The 20,757-nt window shown below is 67.4% G+C and carries 27 protein-coding genes, 2 tRNA genes and 1 pseudogene; 16 read left to right on the forward strand and 14 right to left on the reverse strand.

What is annotated here, in order from left to right; genetic code table 11:
- Positions 1 to 2: 2 nt before the first annotated feature.
- Positions 3 to 626 carry a hypothetical protein gene (locus AW273_RS09580; protein ID WP_062347314.1) on the forward strand — a complete coding sequence of 208 codons (624 nt, stop codon included), beginning with the start codon at positions 3 to 5 and terminating at the stop codon, positions 624 to 626.
- Positions 627 to 721: 95 nt separating this feature from the next.
- Here the strand turns inward: AW273_RS09580 and AW273_RS09585 are convergent, their stop codons facing one another.
- Positions 722 to 1,108 carry a hypothetical protein gene (locus AW273_RS09585; protein ID WP_062347316.1) on the reverse strand — a complete coding sequence of 129 codons (387 nt, stop codon included), beginning with the start codon at positions 1,106 to 1,108 and terminating at the stop codon, positions 722 to 724.
- A gap of 545 nt (positions 1,109 to 1,653) precedes the next feature.
- Between AW273_RS09585 and AW273_RS09595 the strand changes: the two genes are divergently transcribed.
- The 3 genes from AW273_RS09595 to AW273_RS09605 all read left to right on the forward strand — a co-directional run bounded on the left by AW273_RS09595 (position 1,654) and on the right by AW273_RS09605 (position 4,282).
- The gene (locus AW273_RS09595) at positions 1,654 to 2,517 is read left to right on the forward strand and encodes an NUDIX hydrolase (protein ID WP_062347326.1); all 864 of its coding nucleotides are present in this window, start codon (positions 1,654 to 1,656) and stop codon (positions 2,515 to 2,517) included.
- Between the two features lie 101 nt (positions 2,518 to 2,618).
- Entirely contained in the window at positions 2,619 to 3,608 is a 990-nt protein-coding gene (locus AW273_RS09600; protein ID WP_083949633.1) for a permease, read from the forward strand.
- Complete coding sequence (locus AW273_RS09605) at positions 3,605 to 4,282, forward strand: TIGR03943 family putative permease subunit (protein ID WP_062347328.1); 678 nt, start codon at positions 3,605 to 3,607, stop codon at positions 4,280 to 4,282. The genes AW273_RS09600 and AW273_RS09605 overlap by 4 nt, the downstream gene beginning before the upstream one ends.
- A gap of 70 nt (positions 4,283 to 4,352) precedes the next feature.
- On the opposite strand, the gene AW273_RS09610 is transcribed toward AW273_RS09605, so the two are convergent.
- Positions 4,353 to 5,156, reverse strand: a complete 804-nt coding sequence (locus AW273_RS09610; protein ID WP_062347330.1) for a CHAP domain-containing protein — start codon at positions 5,154 to 5,156, stop codon at positions 4,353 to 4,355.
- A 430-nt stretch (positions 5,157 to 5,586) separates the two neighbouring features.
- On the opposite strand from AW273_RS09610, the gene AW273_RS37825 reads away from it, so the two are divergent.
- Positions 5,587 to 5,829, forward strand: coding sequence for an LD-carboxypeptidase (locus AW273_RS37825; RefSeq protein WP_232327237.1), 243 nt, complete (start codon positions 5,587 to 5,589; stop codon positions 5,827 to 5,829).
- A 153-nt stretch (positions 5,830 to 5,982) separates the two neighbouring features.
- A pseudogene (locus AW273_RS39300) lies at positions 5,983 to 6,356 on the forward strand (LD-carboxypeptidase); the annotation flags it as partial.
- A gap of 79 nt (positions 6,357 to 6,435) precedes the next feature.
- Here the strand turns inward: AW273_RS39300 and AW273_RS38505 are convergent.
- On the reverse strand, positions 6,436 to 6,735 hold the full coding sequence (locus AW273_RS38505) for a hypothetical protein (protein WP_232327239.1): 300 nt from the start codon (positions 6,733 to 6,735) through the stop codon (positions 6,436 to 6,438).
- A 32-nt stretch (positions 6,736 to 6,767) separates the two neighbouring features.
- Positions 6,768 to 7,502 carry a M15 family metallopeptidase gene (locus AW273_RS09625; protein WP_062347331.1) on the reverse strand — a complete coding sequence of 245 codons (735 nt, stop codon included), beginning with the start codon at positions 7,500 to 7,502 and terminating at the stop codon, positions 6,768 to 6,770.
- Positions 7,503 to 7,755: 253 nt separating this feature from the next.
- Here AW273_RS09625 and AW273_RS09630 point away from each other — a divergent pair, with 253 nt between their 5' ends.
- Entirely contained in the window at positions 7,756 to 8,937 is a 1,182-nt protein-coding gene (locus tag AW273_RS09630; RefSeq protein WP_062347332.1) for an ATP-binding protein, read from the forward strand.
- 78 nt (positions 8,938 to 9,015) lie between these two features.
- On the opposite strand, the gene AW273_RS09635 is transcribed toward AW273_RS09630, so the two are convergent.
- From AW273_RS09635 to AW273_RS09645, 3 genes are all read right to left on the reverse strand, one after another.
- Positions 9,016 to 9,810 (reverse strand): MauE/DoxX family redox-associated membrane protein, encoded by a 795-nt coding sequence (locus tag AW273_RS09635; RefSeq protein ID WP_062347333.1) that lies wholly within the window; start codon positions 9,808 to 9,810, stop codon positions 9,016 to 9,018.
- Positions 9,811 to 9,815: 5 nt separating this feature from the next.
- On the reverse strand, positions 9,816 to 10,751 hold the full coding sequence (locus AW273_RS09640; RefSeq protein WP_062347334.1) for a hypothetical protein: 936 nt from the start codon (positions 10,749 to 10,751) through the stop codon (positions 9,816 to 9,818).
- Between the two features lie 142 nt (positions 10,752 to 10,893).
- Positions 10,894 to 11,376, reverse strand: coding sequence for a MarR family winged helix-turn-helix transcriptional regulator (locus AW273_RS09645; protein WP_062347335.1), 483 nt, complete (start codon positions 11,374 to 11,376; stop codon positions 10,894 to 10,896).
- 108 nt (positions 11,377 to 11,484) lie between these two features.
- Between AW273_RS09645 and AW273_RS09650 the strand changes: the two genes are divergently transcribed.
- Complete coding sequence (locus AW273_RS09650) at positions 11,485 to 12,048, forward strand: YceI family protein (RefSeq protein ID WP_062347336.1); 564 nt, start codon at positions 11,485 to 11,487, stop codon at positions 12,046 to 12,048.
- Positions 12,049 to 12,172: 124 nt separating this feature from the next.
- Positions 12,173 to 12,262: transfer RNA gene (locus AW273_RS09655), tRNA-Ser, on the forward strand.
- Here the strand turns inward: AW273_RS09655 and AW273_RS39305 are convergent.
- Together AW273_RS39305 and AW273_RS09660 are read right to left on the reverse strand one after the other, a co-directional pair.
- A complete protein-coding gene (locus tag AW273_RS39305) occupies positions 12,244 to 12,711 on the reverse strand; it encodes a tyrosine-type recombinase/integrase (protein ID WP_198168072.1) in 468 nt (155 codons plus the stop codon). The two genes, AW273_RS09655 and AW273_RS39305, sit on opposite strands and share 19 nt — an antisense overlap.
- A gap of 132 nt (positions 12,712 to 12,843) precedes the next feature.
- Positions 12,844 to 13,164, reverse strand: coding sequence for a hypothetical protein (locus AW273_RS09660; RefSeq protein WP_062347338.1), 321 nt, complete (start codon positions 13,162 to 13,164; stop codon positions 12,844 to 12,846).
- Positions 13,165 to 13,211: 47 nt separating this feature from the next.
- Between AW273_RS09660 and AW273_RS09665 the strand changes: the two genes are divergently transcribed.
- Complete coding sequence (locus tag AW273_RS09665) at positions 13,212 to 13,871, forward strand: hypothetical protein (RefSeq protein WP_062347341.1); 660 nt, start codon at positions 13,212 to 13,214, stop codon at positions 13,869 to 13,871.
- A 59-nt stretch (positions 13,872 to 13,930) separates the two neighbouring features.
- Positions 13,931 to 14,608 (forward strand): RDD family protein, encoded by a 678-nt coding sequence (locus AW273_RS09670; protein ID WP_062347342.1) that lies wholly within the window; start codon positions 13,931 to 13,933, stop codon positions 14,606 to 14,608.
- 11 nt (positions 14,609 to 14,619) lie between these two features.
- Here AW273_RS09670 and solA read toward each other — a convergent pair whose 3' ends face one another.
- From solA to AW273_RS37120, 3 genes are all read right to left on the reverse strand, one after another.
- The gene (solA, locus tag AW273_RS09675; RefSeq protein ID WP_083949637.1) at positions 14,620 to 15,708 is read right to left on the reverse strand and encodes an N-methyl-L-tryptophan oxidase; all 1,089 of its coding nucleotides are present in this window, start codon (positions 15,706 to 15,708) and stop codon (positions 14,620 to 14,622) included.
- A 42-nt stretch (positions 15,709 to 15,750) separates the two neighbouring features.
- On the reverse strand, positions 15,751 to 16,215 hold the full coding sequence (locus AW273_RS09680) for an ELAV/HuD family splicing factor (RefSeq protein WP_062347343.1): 465 nt from the start codon (positions 16,213 to 16,215) through the stop codon (positions 15,751 to 15,753).
- A gap of 117 nt (positions 16,216 to 16,332) precedes the next feature.
- A complete protein-coding gene (locus AW273_RS37120) occupies positions 16,333 to 16,506 on the reverse strand; it encodes a hypothetical protein (RefSeq protein WP_157555661.1) in 174 nt (57 codons plus the stop codon).
- A 73-nt stretch (positions 16,507 to 16,579) separates the two neighbouring features.
- Between AW273_RS37120 and AW273_RS09685 the strand changes: the two genes are divergently transcribed.
- Together AW273_RS09685 and AW273_RS09690 are read left to right on the forward strand one after the other, a co-directional pair.
- Positions 16,580 to 16,942: a VOC family protein gene (locus AW273_RS09685; protein ID WP_062347344.1), complete on the forward strand. Its 363-nt coding sequence runs from the start codon at positions 16,580 to 16,582 to the stop codon at positions 16,940 to 16,942.
- Positions 16,943 to 16,960: 18 nt separating this feature from the next.
- Positions 16,961 to 17,416 (forward strand): MaoC family dehydratase, encoded by a 456-nt coding sequence (locus AW273_RS09690; RefSeq protein WP_062347347.1) that lies wholly within the window; start codon positions 16,961 to 16,963, stop codon positions 17,414 to 17,416.
- Here AW273_RS09690 and AW273_RS09695 read toward each other — a convergent pair.
- Together AW273_RS09695 and AW273_RS09700 are read right to left on the reverse strand one after the other, a co-directional pair.
- A complete protein-coding gene (locus tag AW273_RS09695) occupies positions 17,401 to 18,012 on the reverse strand; it encodes a response regulator (RefSeq protein WP_062347350.1) in 612 nt (203 codons plus the stop codon). The genes AW273_RS09690 and AW273_RS09695 overlap by 16 nt on opposite strands.
- Positions 18,009 to 19,103 carry a sensor histidine kinase gene (locus AW273_RS09700; protein ID WP_063909895.1) on the reverse strand — a complete coding sequence of 365 codons (1,095 nt, stop codon included), beginning with the start codon at positions 19,101 to 19,103 and terminating at the stop codon, positions 18,009 to 18,011. The genes AW273_RS09695 and AW273_RS09700 overlap by 4 nt, the downstream gene beginning before the upstream one ends.
- A gap of 109 nt (positions 19,104 to 19,212) precedes the next feature.
- Here AW273_RS09700 and AW273_RS09705 point away from each other — a divergent pair, with 109 nt between their 5' ends.
- The 3 genes from AW273_RS09705 to AW273_RS09715 all read left to right on the forward strand — a co-directional run bounded on the left by AW273_RS09705 (position 19,213) and on the right by AW273_RS09715 (position 20,421).
- A complete protein-coding gene (locus AW273_RS09705) occupies positions 19,213 to 19,857 on the forward strand; it encodes a hypothetical protein (protein ID WP_063909896.1) in 645 nt (214 codons plus the stop codon).
- 39 nt (positions 19,858 to 19,896) lie between these two features.
- Complete coding sequence (locus AW273_RS09710; protein ID WP_062347351.1) at positions 19,897 to 20,148, forward strand: hypothetical protein; 252 nt, start codon at positions 19,897 to 19,899, stop codon at positions 20,146 to 20,148.
- Positions 20,149 to 20,348: 200 nt separating this feature from the next.
- Positions 20,349 to 20,421, forward strand: a tRNA-Arg gene (locus AW273_RS09715).
- The last annotated feature ends 336 nt before the right edge of the window (positions 20,422 to 20,757 follow it).

Below are 20,757 nucleotides of genomic sequence, written 5' to 3' on the forward strand. Positions count from 1 at the left end.
TCATGGCCGTCAAGGTAAGCCGCCGGCCGGTTCCCCCGCCGGCCCCCGCCCCCCGCAAGCCGTACCTCATCGTGGTTCTGCTCGTCGTCGTGCTGGCCGCGGGTGTGGGCATCGGTTATCTGGTCGGACGTCCCGACTCGGTCGAGAAGATGCAGATCTCCGACCTCAAGCGGGACGCCGAGCAGATCAAGACCCTGACCGACCAGGCTCGCCTGACGGTCGAGGAACTGGACAAGATCCTGCCCGCCATGGCGGAGGCCGGTCCGCCGGACGTCCCGGCGTGGCAGGAGGCCATTCGCAAAGCGGTCGAACGCCACTCTGAGACGCCGAGCGGGATGACCGAGACGAACGTCGCCAGGGGCGGCTTCCGGAGCGCGGTGAACGCTCTGTCGATCTCCGTCGACCTGCTCGCCGCGGCGCAGAACCTGCCCGAGTCCGACCGGGCGCCCTACGTCGAACTGGCCACCCGGCAGCGCACGCTCGCCGTCACGACCTGGTCGGTCGCCGCCACCCAGCTCGACCAGCTCAACGTCGAAGCCGGTTACGGCCACCAGCACGCGTACCTGTCGGGAGCCCCCGGTGAGGGCGGCATGCACGCGGACGAAATTCCGGAAGGCACGGAGTGACCTCGGTCCTCCATCTGGCTCCGGCGGGTGTGGTCGCGTCCACCCGCCGGTCCGGGACCGCAAGCCCATGGACCTACGGATATTGACACATCGGCCTATTCAGGGCTGCACCACTCCGCGACGGCGGCGACGAAACCCTCCGCCGTCGGCGCCGCCACCGCGAGCTGCTCGGCGGCGAACGTGGCGAACTGCATGGGGTCTTCGGGGGAGGCGAGGATCTTCTCGCAGACCTGGGAGCCGACCGTGAGGGCCTTCTCCTGGTTGGTCGCGAGGGCCGGGTCGACCGAGGCCAAAGTGGTGAAGAAGGCCTTCTTCTGGCCTTCGGAAGGTTCGGGTGCGGCGGGGACCGTGATCTCCGTCGGGCTGGCCTGGACTGCGGCCGTAGGTGCCTCTGACGTCGCCGGCGCCGCCGTCTCCGCGTCCCCCGCGCAACCTGCGACGGCGAGGACGGCAACAGCGAGAGTGGTAGCGAGTCGAATCATGAAAAATCACCCTAGCGCCCACCCCTCCCGTGGGAGGGGCGGGCGTGGATTGCCGTGCTATGGACAGCCCGCTCCCGCATGTCGTGGAATGGCGACGAGTGCGGTTCGCAGGTGAGAAGCCATACGTTAACCGTCCCATCCGGACGGATCGGGAAGGATGACTTACCAGTCCATAACGATCAGCCATCGGGCCCGTCACAACCAGCCGGTAGCCGTCGCCCTCAGGGTCGACTTCTGTCGGCGCCCCAGGTCAACGTGACAGGCACGACAGAGAGAGATTCAGCGATGCAACAGTGGCACCGTTCGACCCCACTACCGCAGGTGTGGCCGACTGACCGGTATGAGGTTAAGAGCACCAGGCCGGCGCCTGATTTCACGTCAGTTGACCGATATCACTTCGCCGAGCTGGCGCTGGAATCGGCGGAGAACTTGATGTCGTCAGGGTGGGTCACCCATGTGACAGTCGTCAGGATCGACGACGGGACCGTCCTTTTCGACACCAAGGCGGTGGTTCCGTTGGAAGCCTGGTAGCCCATCATTGACCCATGGCAGCCAAGGACGGGGACGGCTGGGCCCACTGCGGACGCGGTCACCAGCACTGGGGCGTACATGGAGCCTCCGGCCTGCTCGCCGTGCACCACACGGCGCGGGCGTCCTATGTCCTGATGCAGAAAAGAGCCCTGTGGAGTCACCACGGCGGAACGTGGGGGCTCCCCGGGGGTGCGATCGACAGCCACGAAGACGCGATCACCGGCGCGTTGCGTGAGGCACACGAAGAAACCGCCCTTACTCGCGACGCCCTGCGGGTGCGGGGCGTGTACCTGGACGACCACGGCGGCTGGACCTACCAGACCGTGATCGCGACGGCTGTGGAGAAACTCCCCGTCCGCCTGAACATGGAGAGCACCGCTCTCCGCTGGGTGACCTTGGCCGAACTGCCCCGCCGGCGTTTGCACCCCGGATTCGCGGAGACGTGGCCAGTGGTGAGTGAAATGCTGAAACCGCTGGTCGTAGTGGTCGACGCGGCCAATGTGATCGGCGCACGGGCGGAACACGGCTGGTGGCGCGACCGCGCCGGGGCGACGTCGCGGCTGCTGGCCGAGCTGGTCGAACTGGCCGTCGACGGGGTGATCGCCCCGATCGAGGGCCTGCCGTTGCTGACCCGGCGGTTTCCACAGGTCGTCGTGGTGGTCGAGGGCACGGCCCGGGGGGCGAAGATTCCCGAGGGGCTGATCGACGTACGTGCGGCGGAGGGGAGCGGGGACGACACGATCGTGGCGGTCGTCCGGGAGGCCCCGGTCTGGGAGACGGTGCTGGTGGTGACGGCTGACCGGGGGCTGCGCGAACGCGTGCGGGCGGAGGGGGCCCTGGTGACCGGGCCGAAGTGGCTGCTGGGGCAACTTTCCTGAACGCCGGGGTCGCCGGCGGGTGCACTGAAGACTTTTCCACATTTCCACAGGCCTCGCGTCGTCGTCCGCCGACCTCCGGCCGGTCTGGAAGCATCGGGCCCGTGGTCGAGCGTCTTGAGGTTCCCCCCGCGGCGGTGCCGCCCGCCGACGCGGGGTCGGAGGGCCGGCCCGCGTCCGGCTCGTGGGTGTTCGTCGCCCTGCTCTGCCTGCTCTTGCTCGGGCAGTTCGTCTACGCGCCCTATCTGACCTCTCCCGCGCTCCAGACCTGGTCGACGGTCTTCGTCGCCATCTGCGTCCAGGCGCTGCCGTTCCTGGTCTTCGGGGTGCTGCTGTCCGCGGCTATCACGGCTTTCGTGCCGGCCTCCTTCTGGATCAGGGCGCTGCCCAGGCGGGCGGCCCTGGCCGTGCCGGTGGCGGGGGTGGCGGGGGCCGTGCTCCCGGGGTGTGAGTGCGCTTCGGTGCCGGTGGCGTCCGGGCTGATCTCGCGGGGGGTGACGCCTTCGGCGGCGCTGGCGTTCCTGTTGTCCTCGCCGGCGATCAATCCGGTGGTCGTCGTGGCGACCGTGGTCGCCTTTCCCGGGCAGCCGATGATGGCGGTGGCCCGGTTCGCGGCCTCGCTGGTGGTGGCGGTGCTGGCCGGGTGGGTCTGGTTGCGGTTCGGCAAGGGGGAGTGGCTGCGGGCACGGCACCACGACCACGCCGGGTTCGCCGAGGCGGTGCGCCATGACCTCCTCCACGCCGGAGGCTTCCTGGTCGTCGGCGGCATGGCGGCGGCCACCATGAACGTGATCGTGCCGCGCGAATGGCTGAACACGCTGGCCGGGAACCTCTGGTTGTCGGTGCTCGCGCTCGCTCTGCTGGCGGTGGTCCTGTCGATCTGCTCGGAGGCCGACGCGTTCGTGGCCGCCTCGCTGACCGCCTTCTCGCCGACCGCGCGGCTGGCCTTCCTCGTGGTCGGGCCGATGGTCGACCTGAAGCTGATCGCCCTCCAGGCCGGCACGTTCGGCCGCGGGTTCGCCGCCCGGTTCGTGCCGCTGACGTTCTCGCTGGCCGTCCTGGTCAGCGTCGTCACCGGGATGGTGCTGCTGTGAACCGGCTGACCCAGAGTCTCGTGCTCGTCCTGCTCGGCGGGGCGGTGCTGCGGATCACGACGGTGTCGAACGAATACCTCACCTACGTCAAGCCGGGGTTCCGCTACTTCCTGATCGCCGCCGGCGCGGCCGTGCTGGTCGTCGGCGCGGCAGGGCTCTTCAAGAAGGAGGACGGCCATCGCGGGCCGTGGGTGGCGTGGCTGCTCACCCTGCCGGTCTTCGCGATCTTCCTGGTCGCGCCGCCGCCACTGGGCAGCTACGCCGCCCGGTCTGAGGAGGCGCCCGCGCGGCCGGTGGGGGCGTTGACGGCGTACACGCCGCTGACCCGGCCGGTGACCGAGATGACCATCGGCGAGTTCCTCGACCGGGCCTGGGGCGACCCGACGAAGTCGCTGACGGGCAGGCAGGTGAGGCTGACCGGGTTCGCGGTGCCGTCGAAGAAGGAGGGCCGGTGGTATGTCGCGCGTATGCAGATCGCCTGCTGCGCGGCCGACGCCGTGCCGCTGAAGGTGGCGGTTCTCGGCTTCCCGTCCCCGGCGGAGAACCAGTGGATCGAGGTCACCGGCACCTGGGTGCCGCCGAAGGCCGGCGGCCCCCAGCCCGGCACGGTCGCCCCCGAACTGGACGCGGCCGACGTGGCGGAGATCCCCCAGCCGGTCGAACCCTACGAGTGACCGACGCGGAAAACGAACGGGGCGGACGCCGGGCAGGGGAATCCCGGCGTTCGCCCCGTTCGAGGGTGGGTCAGCGTTTGCCGCACGCGACCCAGTGAGAGATGAGCTTCTTGAGAGCGCCGCTCTTCTTGGCGGCGGCCAGGCCGAGCGCGACGGGCAGCAGCAGGGCGCCGGCCGCCAACGGCTCGGGAGTTCCGGTCAGCATGCCGTTGACGTCGTCGGGGTTGACCTTCTGCGCGGTCATCGACTGCGTCGACTCGGCGACCGGCTTCTCGACGGTGACGAGTTCCGGGGTGCCGGTCAGCATGCCGTTCACGTCGGCTGACTTGACCTGCTTGGTGGTGACCGGCATCGCCGTCTCGGCGGCGGTCTTCTTGGCGGCCAGGTTGACGGTCTTCTCCTGGGCCTGGAACTTCTCGCGGACCTTCTCCGGGTAGCCGTAGCCGACGATGGTGCCGTCGGTGCGGAGCTTGGTCACGACCGCGTTGCTGATGTTGCCCTCGATCGTCTGGACGGTCTGGTCGTTGATGACCTCCTTGACCAGTCCGACGTGGTCGATGGCGCTGATCTGCTTCGAGTGTCCCCAGTCGAAGAAGACGATGGCGCCGGGAACGGGCTTGGTTCCCCACGCGCCCTGGTCCTTGAACCACTGGGCGTGCTCGGGGGTGTAGCTGAACTGGCCGACGTCCTGCGCCTGACCGGTCTGGTGGGCGGCCCAGGAGACGAACATGTCGCACCAGGCGGCGTCCTTGTAGCCCGGCTTCTTGACGACGTTCTGGCCGAACCACTCTCCGAACTTGGATGATCCGTTGACCTCGGCATAACCCATCTGGGAGTTGGCCATGTTGATCAGCGCGTCAGCGTAGTTCGTCATGAGAATCCTGAACGATTCCGATCGTGACTGTCGACCGCGCCGCATGGCGGTAGATCGGATTCGCTCTCTGTAGACAGTGGGGCAGTTCTCGCTTTACCGGCGTGGGTACCGGAGTGGGGCGATCCTTGCGGCAACTTTGGTCACGGATTACCGCGACAGGTCCCAATCTATCCACGCTCAAGCCGGGGTCAAACGGTTCGCGCCGTTCTTTACCGTTTACCTGGTTTATTGCTTTCGGCGACGGGATTTTACTTTTATCGATTTCCCCTACCGGCAAGGCGATTCCGTGCTCCACAGGAGATCACCGGCCCTGGTGACGTCAACGGATGCTTTACCCAAAGAAGCTCAAACAGGGTGATCGTATCGCCGCCGTCTCACCCGGTTCGATCATGGTCTGAGTCGCCTCCGCGACGAGTTCGGGCTGGTCACAGTGGAGTTGCCGACTACGCGGAGGATGGAGGCGACGCCACACGAAAGGGCCGCCGACCTCACCGCCGCGTTCGCCGATCCGTCGATAAAGGCGGTCGTCGCGGCCATCGGGGGCGACGACCAGATCACCGTCATCCCCCATCTCGACGACGACGTGATCCGGCGCAATCCCGAGCCGTTCTTCGGCTACAGCGACAACACCAACCTGCTCGCGCACCTATGGCGGGGTTCGGTGATGGTGTAATTCGGCCGGGGCGGCGCCATGCATCCGATCACCAAGGCTTCTTTACCTGTCGCGTTCTTTACTTCCGGCCCGTTCGAGCTCACGGAGTCGCGCGAATACGGAGACGTCGAACAGGACTGGGAAGATCCGGAATTCGTCAATAGCGCGCCGCTGATGAGTGAATGCGGCGGCTGGATATGGCACAACGCCGGTCGTGTGGTCGAGGGCGTCACGTGGGGCGGCAACCTGGAGATCCTCACCTGGCTGCCGGCGGCCGACCGGGACATCGCCGCGCCCGAGGCCTACACGGGGATGGTCCTGGTCGTCGAGACCAGTGAGGAGATGCCGTCGGCGACCGAGGTGTTCCGCATGCTGCGCAACCTCGGGGAGCGCGGGATCCTCGGGCGGTGGTGTGCGGGCGGGCGAAGGCGTGGTCGTTCGAGCACCGGAACGGGCCCGGCGAGAAGGCGCGCTACGCGCGCGAGCAGCGGGAGGCGATCCTCAGGGCGCTGGCCGTCTACACGCCCGAGGCGCTGGCCGTGTTCGACGTCGACCTCGGGCACACCGACCCGCAGGTGGTCATCCCCTATGGGGGCCGGATGCGGCTCGACGGGCCGGCCCGGAAGATCACCGTGGTTTACCGACCGCCGCGCACTTGGCGTCCCACTCGGGGACCCGGATCAGCGACGGGTTGGCGACGCCGCTCTCGCCGCGCAGTCCGCTCGACGTGCTGGCGAACGCCACGCCCTCGATGCAGATCCGGGCCACGTTCGGGAAGTTGTCGGCGTTGCGGAAGACCTCGATGTAGTCGACGTCGTTGATCTTGTCGGGCGGTGCGCCCGCCTCGCCGCCTCGGTCGCCTAACTGGGCCGAGCAGCCGGTCAGGAGCAGGGTGAGCAGAAGTGCCCCCATGGCCTTGGTCGTCACAAGGGCACTTTCTCATGATTTCGGGCGGATTCTCAGCGCCCGCTCTTACTGAAGTGCTGGTAGTCCTTGGTGCCGGTCCAGTTGCCGCCCCAGCCCCATCCGATGCTCGCGAAGGCCTCGACCACCCGGTCGCCGGCGTTGATCACGCCGGGCTTCTTCAGCGGCCGGTGGACGAAGTCGTCGGCGTTGCTGTGGGCGTGCGAGCCGTCGGCCGCCACGTAGGGGTTCTCCCTCGGGTTGAGGTCGACGGCCAGGCCGTAGGCGTGCTGCGACCAGTTCGTCGAGCCCGTCGCCGCGCGGCAGTTGAAGGCGGAGGTGTTGTCGGCGTCGATCGAGGCGTAGTCGTCGCCCTGGTACTTGTCGACCGGCTCCATACGCTTGATGGGATAGCGGAAGTCGTACAACTTCTTGAAGACCGAGGTGACGTCCTCGGCCACCGAGGCGTTCACGACCAGTTGCCCCGTGTGGGCCCTGTCGTCGAATCCCCAGTACGTCATGGTGATCATCCGCAGGTCGTTCAGGCCGACCGGGCAGCCCGGACGCCAGGAGTGTCTCACCTGGTCCCGGGTCACCTTCGTGATCTTGGACGTGAACTCCGGCGGGGCCGTCGGTGTCGGCGACGGGGTGGCGGCGGCGGACGCCGCGGGCGTCGTTTCCGTCACGATCGGGGCGGGCGAGACGGCGCGAGTGCCGGCCGTGGCGCCGCACGCCACCGCCCCCAGACTCGCCGTCAGCCCCACTACCAGCGCTGACCTGCGGATTGACATGCTTCGAGCGTACCCACGCGGATGTCGTACTTTCCGGTCGACGTCAGGGTTTTACGGTGAAACGCTCGCGCACGTGTTCGGATCCGCGCTACAGTCGATCGCATCGGATCGAACAGATGTTCCCTGCGAAAGCCCTGGTAGGTGGTGTGCGATGGCGGTCGGGCTGGTGGCGCGGCCTCACGGCGCGACACGCCGTAGGTCTTTCTACGGAAATCTACGACGGCCGCTATATCCGGTCATAAAGTCCGACACCGTGGACCCTGTGCGCAACCCCTATGCCCCCGGTGCGGGGCAGCGCCCTCCCGAGCTGGCCGGGCGCGATCGTGAGCTGCAGCAGTTCGAGGTCGTGCTGGAGCGGGTGGCCCGTGGGCGGCCCGAGCGGAGCATGGTGATCACCGGGCTTCGGGGCGTCGGCAAGACCGTGCTGCTCAACACGTTCAAGTCGATGGCCATCCAGCGGTTGTGGGGGACCGGCAAGATCGAGGCCCGGCCCGAGCAGTCGATCCGGCGGCCCGTCGCGGCGGCGCTCCACATGGCGGTCCGCGAGCTGGCGCCCCGGCATCGGGCTCCGGAGCGGATCGACGAGTTCCTGGGCGTGCTGAAGGCGTTCGCGATGCGCGATCCGTCGGCCGCCAAGGGCACCACCCACTGGTCACCGGGCATCGACGTCCCCGCCGCGCGCGGCCGGGCCGACTCCGGCGACCTTGAGATCGACCTGACCGAGTTGCTGAGCGACGCCGCCGGGGTCGCGACCGACCTCGGGGTCGGGATCGCGCTGTTCATCGACGAGATGCAAGACGTGCCGGCCGCCGACATCTCGGCGCTCTGCGCGGCCTGTCACGAGTTGTCGCAGATAGGCGGGCCGTTGATCGTGGTGGGCGCGGGGCTGCCGCACCTGCCGTCGGTGTTGTCGGCGTCCAAGAGCTATTCAGAACGGCTTTTCCGGTACGCCAGAATCGACCGCCTCGACCGGGAAGCGGCCGACCTGGCGCTGATCGTCCCGGCCGAGGAAGAAGGCGTGGCGTTCACCAGCGAGGCCCTCGACGCCCTCTACGAGGCCGCCGACGGCTACCCCTACTTCGTGCAGGCCTACGGCAAGGTCGCCTGGGACCTGGCGCCGCGCAGCCCGATCACGGCCGAAGACATCAAGGTGTCGGCGCCCGAGGCCGAGGAGGAGCTCGCCGTCGGCTTCTTCGGCAGCCGCTACGAACGGGCGACGCCGGCCGAACGCGACTACATGCACGCCATGGCGCAACTCGGCGACGACCCGGTGGCCACCGCCGAGGTCGCCGACGCGCTGGGGCGCAAACCGTCCAGCCTGTCGCCGGCCCGCGACAGCCTCATCAAGAAAGGCCTGATCTACAGCGCCGAACGCGGCCTGATCGCGTTCACCGTTCCCCATTTCGGCCGGTTCCTGCGTGCGCAGCCCGTCTGATCCCTTGTCCTCTCTACGGCTTTCTAGAGGGGAAGCTAGAGAGTCGTAGAGAGCTGAATCACCTCTGTCTAAGGGTTTCTAGAGTGAAGCCGAGACAGGGATAGATTGCTGGATGGGCGTGTGCCCGCCGACCACCGCGACGCGGACCGGCGGGCGCCGCCCGCTCAGGTAGACCGCGAAGACCACCTCCGCGCCGTTGAGCGCCTCGAAGACGAAGAAGCGCCAGCAGAGCTCCCGCCACGAGTCGCTCGGAATCTCGCTGCCGAGCAGGTGGGCGTGGTTGCGCCAGACCGCGCTCGACCGCAACCGGGCCGCCGCCCGCTCGGGAGCGAAGGGGCGCAACTCGCAGGGCGCGCGATACTTCAGCCGGGCGTAGGTCTCCTCGATCTCCGGCGACAGCGCCAGCAGGACCACCGTGAAACCGGCCAGCCAGGCCAGGACCTCCCAGTCGAGCGCCGGCAGGCCGGGGGCGCCGTCGAGGGCGACGATAACGGCCATGGCGGTGAGGACGAGCGTGCGGCTGATCGCACGCAGGCCCACCGGGGTCGCGCTCACGTCGCCGAAACAGCCGCAACCCGCGTCGGGACGGCGGCGGCGCAGGTCGTACAGGACATAGGTGGCGACCGTGAAGAACGCCACGGTCATCCAGCGGGGGGCCGGGTGGTCGACCAGCAACAGGCCCGCCACCAGGCCGAACTCGCCGATCGCGCAGCCGATGAGGGCGTTCTTGCGCCAGTTCTCGGGGGCCAGCACGGCCGGGCCGAGCCGCCCGAAGGCGCCGGGCTCCGAGTCGCGCCCGGCCGTGACCAGCTTGGCGACCCCGCCGATCACGAGCATGAACATCAGAATGGGTTGCGCCGCCGCGGCGACCATCCTGCTCACCCCAATCCCACGCGTACGTTGAAGCAGCCGTTGGTCAGATCGCCGCCGAGTTCCACATAGGACATCGCCGACAGTTCCACCACCCGCCCCCGGGGGGATGTGCCACATTCCACGCATCGGTCGCAGAACCGGCCCGCCATGCAGCCACAGGCCACCACGGGAAGCACGGTCGCGCGATCGGCGCAGACATTCCGTACATGAACGCTCGAACCGAGCGCGAGATAAGGGAGAGCGGCGCACGAGACGCCCGCGTCGGCACAGCCGGTGTCCGACTGCTCCAGCATCGGGTAGGCCACACCCGCTTCGATGTGGTCTGACCAGACGGCCGTCCCGGAGATCTTCGACTGTACGCCGCCATAAGCCCCCGGAGGATCGGGAACATGGGCCGCCCGGTAGGCGGGCTGCGAGGTGGCCGGGATCTGCGCCAGCGCGGTCGCGCCCTCGACCGTGCCGATCGCGTCGAACAGGAAACCGGGTTCGAGGCGCGGATAACGCACCCGGACCCGGCCCGACGCCCGATAGGGGATCACGATCGAGCGGCGCCCCCGGTGGGGCCCGCAGTCGAGCACGACGGAAATGTCGTCACGACCGGCGACGGACAGGATGATCCCGGTCATCCGGGTCACGTCAGCCCAGATGCGGTCGACGACCTTGCCCTGCCGGAGCGCCCGGATGATCACCCGGGCGCCCACCGGCAGGTCCGCCGGGGCCACGAAGCCCCCCCGCCAGGCCTTCGCCCAATGGGCGATGACCAGGCGTTCCTCGTGGCCCTCGTCGTCTTCGATGATGATCAGGTGAGGACTGACGTCGAGGATCGTGCCGCTGACGGCGTCGAGCAGCAGCCCGCTCTCGTCGTTCGCCCGCGGCGCTTCGAGTTCGCGGCCGAGCACGGCCGCCGCCAAGGCTCTCCGGCGTTTCGCTGGTATCCCCACGCTCTGTAGCCTCACATGTCGTCTGCCCTAATAGAGGCATAATTCAGGCGTTGACTACCGAGCGGGATCAGAATCCTCGTACTGGATGGAATCCCATGTCCCCCGTGTCAGGGCATATCACCACCTCGACGGGTTGTCCCTTTTAAGTGGCGGGTTCGATTTCCTCCGCGCCGGCGGTGGCGCAGGGCCGCACGACATCCCGGATGAGGCGAAGGGTCTCCAGAAAACGGTCGAGTTCGGCCGCCGGCAGCAGCCCGGTGAACCAGTGCTCGATGTCGTCGAGGTGGCGGGGCAGCACCTCAAGCAGCCGGGCCCGCCCGGCGTCGGTGATCTGGGGGTAGAAGGCGCGCCGATCGGTCGCGCAGGCCTCGCGGGAGACCAGCCCCTCGCGCTCCAGCCGGTCGACGACGCGGGTGATGCCGCTCGTGGACAGGTTGGTCTGAGCGGCGAGGTCACTCATGCGGAGCCCCTGGCCGGGGGATCGGGCCAGCCGGATCAGCGTCTCGAAGTCGACCTCGGAGAGGCCGGCCTCCGCGAAGGCGCGCCGATTTTTGTCGGCGATGCCCGTGTAGACCTCGGCGAACAGCCCCATTGCGGTCAGCCGAGGGTCGTCGAATGGATCCATGCGCCGAGTCTACGCCAAGATGGTTGACGGCAGGAATATCTGTCCGGTAGACATTTGTTGGAGCAAACATCCGCAGGACAACTACCGCCTCTTCTGGAGTCATCGATCATGAGCGTACGCGAGTGGAACGGCCAGACCATCCCCACGGCCGGCACCTTCACCCTTGACGTCGCGCACACCCGCGTCGGGTTCGTGGCCAAGCACATGATGGTCAGCAAGGTCCGGGGCAACTTCGAGAAGTTCGACGGCACCATCACCGTCGCGGAGGAGCCGCTCCAGTCCAGCGTCGAGGTCAACATCGAGGCCGCCTCGATCACCACGCACGTCGGCGACCGCGACAACCACCTCCGCAGCGACGACTTCCTCGCCGCCGACAAGTTCCCCCAGATCACCTTCAAGAGCCTGCGTGTCGAGAACATCGACGGCAACGAGTTCACCCTCGTCGGCGAGCTCACCATCCGCGACGTGACCAAGGAAGTCCCGCTTCGCGTGGAATTCGGGGGCGCCGCGACGAACCCGTGGGGCCAGGAGATCTTCGGTTACTCCGCCGAGACCGAGATCGACCGCGAGGCCTTCGGCCTGACCTGGAACCAGGCGCTCGAGACCGGTGGCGTGCTGGTCAGCAAGAAGATCAAGATCGAGATCGAGGGCGAGGCCGTGCGTCAGGCCTGACGTTTCCCTCCTTCGCGCAGACCTTGTCCACAGGCTGTGGATAAGGTCTGTGCGACGCGACGGGCATCCACTTTGCCGCGTCGGCGGATCGCCGGTACTCTGTCGGGAGCCGATATGGCTACCAGGAGGTTTCGCCTAGTCCGGTCTATGGCGCCGCACTGCTAATGCGGTTTGGGTCTCAAGCCCATCCGGGGTTCAAATCCCCGAACCTCCGCAGTTCAGAGGCCCTCTCCCGAGTTCGGGAAGAGGGCCTTTTTGTTGCCTGAAACGGCTCAGGGTTGCAGTTTGGGTTGCAGTTAGCCGCCCCAGAGGGCGGAGCCCAGGTGTGTCGCTGGCGTCTTTCATCTGGAGGATGCCACGTGGGGGTAGCGCTCGGTCGGTGTGGCCGAGGACCTCTTGGGCGACGCGGATGTGCACACCCTGTTCTATGAGGAGAGTCGCGGCGGTGTGGCGGGCGTCGTGGACTCGGGCGTCTCGGACCTTGGCTTGGCGGAGGATCGACTTCCAGACTTTCCAGTCTTCGGTTCGTTCGATCGGGCCGCCGAGCCTGGTCGCGAAGACCAGGTCATTGTCTTCCCACCGGTCGCCAGCCTTCAGGCGTTCGGCGGCCTGGAGTCGACGGTGTTCCTTCAGGAGAGCCAGGAAGGCGGGCGGGCATTGCAAGGTGAGTTTGGACTTGCCCTTGCGCTGGCGGCAAGGTGTTGCGATCCCTCGCGGGGGGACTTGCCCCTTCGGGCTACGAACGCGATTCGGTTTGATCCCTTGTGCTTCCGGGCTACGGATGGATTTCGTCGCTCAGGAAATGGGCCAGAATTTGGGCGGGGTCTCTGACGGTACGCAGAGTTTGTATCTGGAGCCGGGGCTCGGGTCGATGCCGGTCAAGACGACGAGATGCTGGGTCGTGGCATGGGTGATCAGGCTCAGGACGCCTGGGAGCGCCGCGCAGACAGTCGCGATTGCGATGCCCGCGCCGGTGAGGCCAGCGTGCTTGTGCGGATACTGGATGCGGTGGAACCGGAGCGTGCGACCCATCATCGCAAACGAGTCCAGCCTGACACAGGCGAACCGGGACGTGCCGAAACAGTGCACGGTGGTGGAGCTGTAGATGCGTGACACCTCGCTAGGCTCGCGGGATGTTCGGATGGTTTAGGAGGGATCGCCGGATGGAAGACCAGATCGTTCAAGGGCTGCTTACCGAAGTGCCGACCGCTGAGGCGAAGGGTATGGAGCGGCGCGTCTTTGGCGAGTTCGTGGGCCCCCGGGGTGAACTTGCCTCCTACGCCTTCGGGTGGACGACTGGGGAGGAGCCGAGAGTGGCTCGCTTGACGGTCGGGATCGGCGCCGGCGATCCCGGGGGCGGCACATTCCACGCCATGGTGTTCGAGAACGAGGACGGCCATGCGTTCTCGCTCACCGATGAGCCGTTTGAGCAGGTGCCGGAGGGCGGACCGGACCTGACTGCGGACCAGGCCCGCGCCCATGCGGACCTGCCGTTCATCTGGTGGGTCGTAGACCAGGTCATGGAACGTGATCAACGTGCGTTGTGGATGCGGCACTGGCTTCTCGGCACCCACTGCATCCAGACCGCTGAAGTCTTCGACCTTCGTGAGCCTGTTCTCCTCATCGGTCATGACGCCGAGGACGGCCTCTGGCAGCTCATCGGCACCACGGCCGCCGACAGCAGAGGAAAGATCGGCCATCTCCACCATGCGGTGGACACGGATCCGACCTTGGCCGAGGTGCTCGACCTGCCCCCGGGCCACACGGCGACCCGTCCCCACGTCGGAGCACCCTGGACCCGCCACCACGGCTACCCGGCGTAGAGGCCTTAGGACGTCTCCCTTCGATTGATGGTCAGGAGCGCCTTCTCGCGTCATAGCCGATGCGCGTCCCGGTTGGTGGTGAAGAACGGGCGAGAGGCGTCGTTCTCGTCCTGATCGCGGTCGTCAAACCGGCCACCCCTCTCTACAGCTCGCCCGAGGAGTGTGGTGGCCCGATCCCGCTCCTCACCGCCGAGTGGTTCACCACGGTGATGGACAGCTGGGGAAGCACCCAGTTGTGCCTCATCGGCGCCGCCGCCCTCATCCTGCTCGCCACCTGGAGAACGAGCGACGCCACCCCGCAAGAGACGACCGGTGTGACCTGGCGTCGGCCGGTCGCGCTCCTGGTCGACTACCTGCTCGTCATCGCCGTCGTCGAACCGACGCTCTCCGTCGGCGGGCACAACGGGCTGCTGAACGAGGGGACGATCAGGTTGGACACCGTGGATTTCGACGGGCTGATCGTCCTGTTAGTGGTGTTCCTGTACTTCTGGGGTCAGCACACACTGTGGGGACAGACGCCGGGCAAGCGCCTGCTGCGCATCCAGGTCACCCCGGCCCGGACCGCGAAACGTATGGCCCTCCGCACGCTGATCTTCCCGCTCCTCGTCTTCGTGTCGCCCGCCGGTCCCGTCGCCCTCATCGTGAACGGCATGTGGACGCTCCTCGACCCCGAGGGCCGGGCGCTGCACGACCGATTGCTCAACACGGAAGTGACCCGTAAGGCCCGACCGAAGTGAGCACCCCTCATTCAACGGGTCAGCGCGAAGCGCGCGTCCGGCCGTTCTCCGGTCAGCGCTAGATCGGCCAGGACCCGCCCGACCGCGGGCACGAACTTGAATCCGTGCCCCGAGAAGCCCGCCGCCACGACGACCGGTCCGACCCGGTCGAGGACGAAGTCCGAGGTCGGTGTGGTGGTGTAGGTGCAGCTGATCGGGGTGAAGGCGGTCGGGTCCACCCCCGGCAGCCACAGGCGCGCATACTCCCGCAGCATGAGGAGCTGCCGGGGTTCGGCCGTGAAGTCGCGGTCGTCGGGGTCGACCACCGGGCCGGTGCCGTGGAAGCCCACCTTGACGCCCTCGCCGGGGGTCGCCAGCCCGTACACGCCGGAATCGTCGAAGTGGTGGACGAAACTGGGCCACTCGTCGGTGTCGCGACGCGGGGCGAAATGGGCAGGTTGTTCCTGTGTGACCCGCAGCGGCGGCAGCGGCAATAGGCCACCGAGCAGTTTCTCCGTCCACGCGCCGGCCGCGACCACGACCCGTTTGGCACGGTAGACGTCGTCTTCGGTCACGACGTCGACGGCGTCGTCGTCGCGCACGGTGATCGAGAGGACGGGGGTGCGGTGGCGGACGTCGGCCCCGAGCGCGGCGGCGCTGTGCTGGAGCGCGATGACGGCGTGGTCGGCGTGCAACCGTCCACTCGCCGGGTGGAAGAAGACCTTGCCGTCGTAGCGCAGGCCGGGCCAGCGCTCGGTGGCCTCCTCGGCGGCCAGCCACTCGCCCGGCACGCCCGCCGCCTCGACGGCGTCGGCGAGGACGTCGAGGTCGGGGGTCCGGCCGTGGTTGACGCTGCCGGTGATGGTGAGCAGAGGGGTGCCCGACTCGGCCTCCAGCTCCCGCCAGAGGTCGTGGGCCTCCTGGGCGAGCCGGATGTAGACCGGCTCGCCGTAGGAGACCCGGAAGATCCGGGACGCGCCGTGGGAGGCGCCGCGCACGTGGCCGGGCTCGAAACGCTCCAGCAGCACGACGTCGGCGCCGTGCCCGGCCAGCCGCCATGCCGCCGCGGAACCCATGCCGCCGCCACCCACGACGACGACGTCGACCTCATGCCTGGCCACGCGCGACCTCCGTCTATTGCATGTATTCCCTACCTATAATACCTAGTTATAGGGGTTGTCGTAAGTCGCGCTGCTCCGGGTCCTCATCATGTACTGGCCTGAGCTGGCGAACCAGCCTCCCGTCACGTCGAACCGCACGTTCTGGACGGTGCCGCCGAAGTTGACATCGGCGCTGTAGTTGTAGACGAACTGACATCCGGGGGCCGAGCTCATCCCCGTGTAGACCGGCGACTGGGTGGTCGAGCCGTTGACGTTGATGAGGAAGTAGGGCTGCGGGTAGGCGCTCTGCCAGCACAGGGTGAGGTTGTAGCGGTAGCGCGTGTTCCCGTCGTCGAACGCGACCGTGCCCTGCAGCAGCGCGAGCATCGGGCCGCCGCCGGTGGCGTTGAGCTGGACGTACACCGGCTGGTCGGGACCGTAGGTGGCGTGGGCGGGGGACGCCGGCAGGATGATGAGCGCCAGGGCGGCGAGGATCGCCGCGGTCAGCCTTTTCGGGTGCGTGATCAATTCACACCTCATCCGGTATTCGGGGATTACGGGATACCGGAGGGTATGTTTCGGTTCCGAGGGCGTCCAGAAAATCGATGGATCCGCCGGTGAACGCCGGTTTCACCGATGAACGTTTCAGATGTCGCCGATTTCCAGTCGCGGATAATCCGAAACAGCCCTTTCGGCCTCCATTTCCAGCACTCCGTCGAGTACCTTCAGGCCCCATCCGTTGACCAGGCCGTCATTGATCGCATAAGCCCGTTCCGGCGCGGAAGCACGCAGATATTCGATCACCATCGGCGTGGTCATCCACGGTGCCTGGCCCGATACCAGGCATGGCCGTATTTTGTGATCTTCACGTTTTGGAGGGTACGTCGAGAACATGCTTACCGGTTGGTGGGGTGTCGTTCTCGACGCTCCGGATTCGCGAAAACTGGCCCGTTTCTACGCCGACCTTCTCGGCTGGGACCTGATCAATGACGGTGAGGCCGTTCACCCCGGCGAGGGCACTTCTTACATCGCCTTCCAGACCTCCCCCGACTACGAACCACCCACCTGGCCCAACGCCGAGGGAAGACAGCAGATGATGCTGCACGTCGACGTCGGCGTCACCGGCCTGGACGAAGAGGTCGCCAGGGTGGTCGAGCTGGGTGCGACCGTCGCCGATTTCCAGCCGCAGGACGACGTCCGGGTCATGCTGGATCCGGCGGGTCATCCCTTCTGCCTCTACCTCGACGCGGAATGACAGAATAAAGTTCGAGATATGCGGATCTTCTCGAACGTCACCGAGCTCAAAGCCGCTCAAGGTACGCATCTCGGCTTCACGGAGTGGCGTACCGTCACCCAGGAACAGGTCAACCTGTTCGCCGACGCCACCGGCGACCACCAGTGGATCCACGTCGACACCGAGCGCGCCGCCCAAGGGCCGTTCGGCGGGACGATCGCCCACGGGTTCCTGTCGTTGTCGTTGCTTCCCACGCTGACGAGCGAGCTCATCCGGGTCGACGGGCTGGCCATGGGGATCAACTACGGACTCAACAAGGTCCGGTTCCCCAGCCCCGTCCCGGTCGGGTCGCGGGTCCGTGCCGGCGGCGAGATCCTCGACCTCACCGACACGGCTCAGGGTGTGCTCGGGACTCTCAAACTGGTCTTGGAGGTCGAGGGCGTACCGAAACCGGCCTGTGTCGCCGAACAGCTCATCCTCTACATTCCCGCGTAGTAGGCGGCCGCCTGCGCCCGGCTCTGCAGGCCGAGCTTGCCCAGCACCCTGCTGACGTGCGTCTTCACGGTCGGCTCGGCGATGTCGAGGGCGCGGGCGATCTCCGCGTTCGACAGGCCGCGCCCGAGGCACGAGAGGACGTCCCGCTCGCGGGCGGTGAGGTTGTCGGGCATCGCCGCCGGTCTCGTGCGGGCGAAGGCGGAGATGAGCTTCCTGGTCACCTGCGGGGAGATCAGCCCGTCGCCGCCGGCCACCAGCCTGACCGCCTCGACGAGCGTGGCGGCGTCGGTGTTCTTCAACAGGAACCCGGCGGCGCCCGCCCGCAGTGCGCCGAAGACGTATTCGTCCAGGTCGAACGTGGTCAGCACGAGGATCTCGGTCAGCCCGGCGAGCTGCCGGGTGGCCTCGATGCCGTCGAGGCGCGGCATCCGGATGTCCATGATCACCACATCGGGCCGGTGCTCCTCGGCCAGCGCGACCGCCGCCCGGCCGTCCGCGGCCTCCCCGACGACCCGGATGTCGCTGGCGCCCTCCAGCACCAGCCGGATGCCCGTGCGCACCGCCGCGTGGTCGTCGGCGATCAGAACCGTGATCATGTGGACAGGGTGGCGGTCACCCGCCAGCCGCGCTCGCACGGCCCCGCCTCGAACGTGCCGCCGAGCAGCGTGGCGCGCTCCCGCATGCCGATCAGCCCCGCCCGCGCGCCCGGCAGGTCGCGGGGCCGGTCGCTGACCGGGTTGTGGATGGTCAGCACAAGTTCGTCGGGACGATAGTCGATCGCCACGGAAACAGGCGCGGCGCCGTGTTTGAGCGCATTCGTCAGGGACTCTTGGACAATTCGATATCCGGCCAGATCGACCGCCGGAGGAAGATCCCTGGGCGTGCCCTGGACGTCGACGACGGCCGTCACCCCCGTGCGTTTCACCAGGTCGTCGACCTCGGCGAGGCTCGGCCGGAGCGCCTCGTCCGGGCCCTCTGCCCGCAGCAGCCCGATCATGCCGCGCATCTCGCCCATGCCCTGGACGCTGTTCTCCCGGATCGACTCCATGATCTGCCGGACGGATCTGGCGTCCAGATCGGTTCTGGACAACACCGCGCTCGACTGGATGGCGATCGCGCTGAAATGGTTCGCGACCATGTCGTGCAGCTCCCTGGCCATCCGGTTCCGCTCGGCGGTGATCGCGGCCCTGCGGTCGTATTCGGCCATGAGCGCCGCCTGCCGTGCGTTGTCCCGCAGGTTCCGGACGATCGCCGCCGACGTGACCGGCATGACAGTGATCAGCCCGACCTGGAACCCCATCACCGTCCCCCACGCCCACGACTGCGTCTGCAGACCCGCCGCCACCCCTGCGGCCAGCACCCACAACGGGGTGATTCGCAGCAGAACGGTCATCAACCTGCGTGGCCCGTAGAGGGTCGCCGCGTAGATGTTGTCGGTGAACACGACGGCCGTACCGAGCGACAGCCCCATCGCCGCATCGGCCGCCAGCGCGGCCACCCCGATGACGAACGCCGTCACCGGCCTCCTCCTGCGGATCACCACGCCGACACAGGTGACCGCCAGCGGCACGAGGAAAAGCTGGATCGGCACGCCCTTCGAGTGGTCGTAGGCCCCCGCGACCAGCAGCACCACCCCGACCGCGAAGGCCGCGACGGCCATCAACGCGTCCTGCCGGTGGGGGGTCATGCGTTCAATCTCACCACAGGCCCTCTGAGATGGGCATACATCTTTGGATGTACGAGACTTCGTCCGTTCCGGCGAGGTCGGGCGTCGCAAATGCGACAAGCATGGTGTCATGCTGTGGTTGATCATCGCGGTCGAGGCCGGCTTCTGGATCCTGCTCGCCGCGGGCCTTCTGGTCCGGTACGGCCTGCGCCTGCGCCGCACGAGCTGGGCGATCCTGGCCCTCACCCCCGTGCTGGACCTCGTCCTGCTGGTGGCCGCCGTGATCGACATGCGCTCGGGCACCGTGGCGACCTGGCAACACGGCCTGGCCGGAGCGTACATCGCCTACTCGATCGTCTTCGGCCACCGAACCATCAAGTGGGCCGACGAGTGGGTGGCCCGCGGCTTCAAGAAGCCGCCGAAGACGCTCGGCGAATGGGCGTTCTGGTTCAGGATCGCGGGGGCGTACGCGATCATGTGCCTGCTGCTCTACGGCGCCATCCTCATGGTCGACGACCCGTCCCGGACCTCCGCCCTGACCATCTTCATGCTCAACCTCCTCAAAGTGCCGCTGATCGCGCTGATCTGGCCCGTCGCCGACTCAGTGGGGCGTCAGTTCAGTAGGAAGCCGGACCGTGACCCGCCACCCGCCCATATGGGGCCCGGCATGAACAGTCCCACCGAGCGGAGTGGCCCGCGCCCGCATCAGCCTGACCCCCGACCTGCGGGACGGCCGGACGCCGATCGGACTGTCGATGGTCAGCATGATCGATGACGGATGGTAGGAGATCATGACCGTGGCCGAGGTGGTGCCGTGTTCGAGCGCGCTGGTCAGCGCTTCCTGGACGATCCGGTAGCCGGCCAGATCGACGTCTCTGGGCAACTCCCGCGTCGGCCCCTGGATGTGGAGGCGCGTCGTCAATCCGGCCTGCTTGCTGCGCTGGAGCAGGTCCATGGGGTCCGAGATGCTGCGGTGATCGGCCCCCAGGACCCCGTTGATGCGCTCGACGAGCAGCCGCTCGGCCTCCTCGGTACGGCGCCTTTTCCGGCGGTGGATGATCGTTGAGGTGGCTAGCAGGATGACGATGGCGAGGATGCCCAGGTTCAGCACGTTAGGCCCCTGATCTGTGCGGTTATGTCGGTTCTTAACCGGCGGTGATCGGGGGTATGCCGGGGGGTTGGGGACTTTGCCGGGAGTTGGACGAGGGTGTCTTCGGGTAACTGGTTCGGAGTAGGGGCCGGGACCCGCTATGCTTACTTCTGCAAGCGGCCGTAGCTCAATGGATAGAGCATCTGACTACGGATCAGAAGGTTAGGGGTTCGAGTCCTCTCGGCCGCGCAGCGGAAAACCCAGGTCGGCGATCGTCCGACCTGGGTTTTCGTGTTGCCAGGGAGGTGGGCTGGTATCCGGTTGCGGGCGGCGGTGATCGTTCCCGATACGTTCCCACGGCTCTGGGCCGATCATGCGAGCTCGGCAGATACGACGATCGGGCATTCAGCGCCGCTGGATTGAAGCCCACCGGGACGGCGAACATCAGAGCCTCCATCAGACCCGGTGTGCGTCAGCGGCACGCAGCGGGCGGACGCGAACGGTGTTGTGGATGGGCTTGCCGGCCTGTTCGTCGGTGTATTCGGCGACTTTGACGTAGCCGTGTTCGTCGTAGAGGCGATCTAG

The organism is Herbidospora yilanensis, assembly GCF_001570565.1.
GTDB lineage: Bacteria > Actinomycetota > Actinomycetes > Streptosporangiales > Streptosporangiaceae > Herbidospora > Herbidospora yilanensis.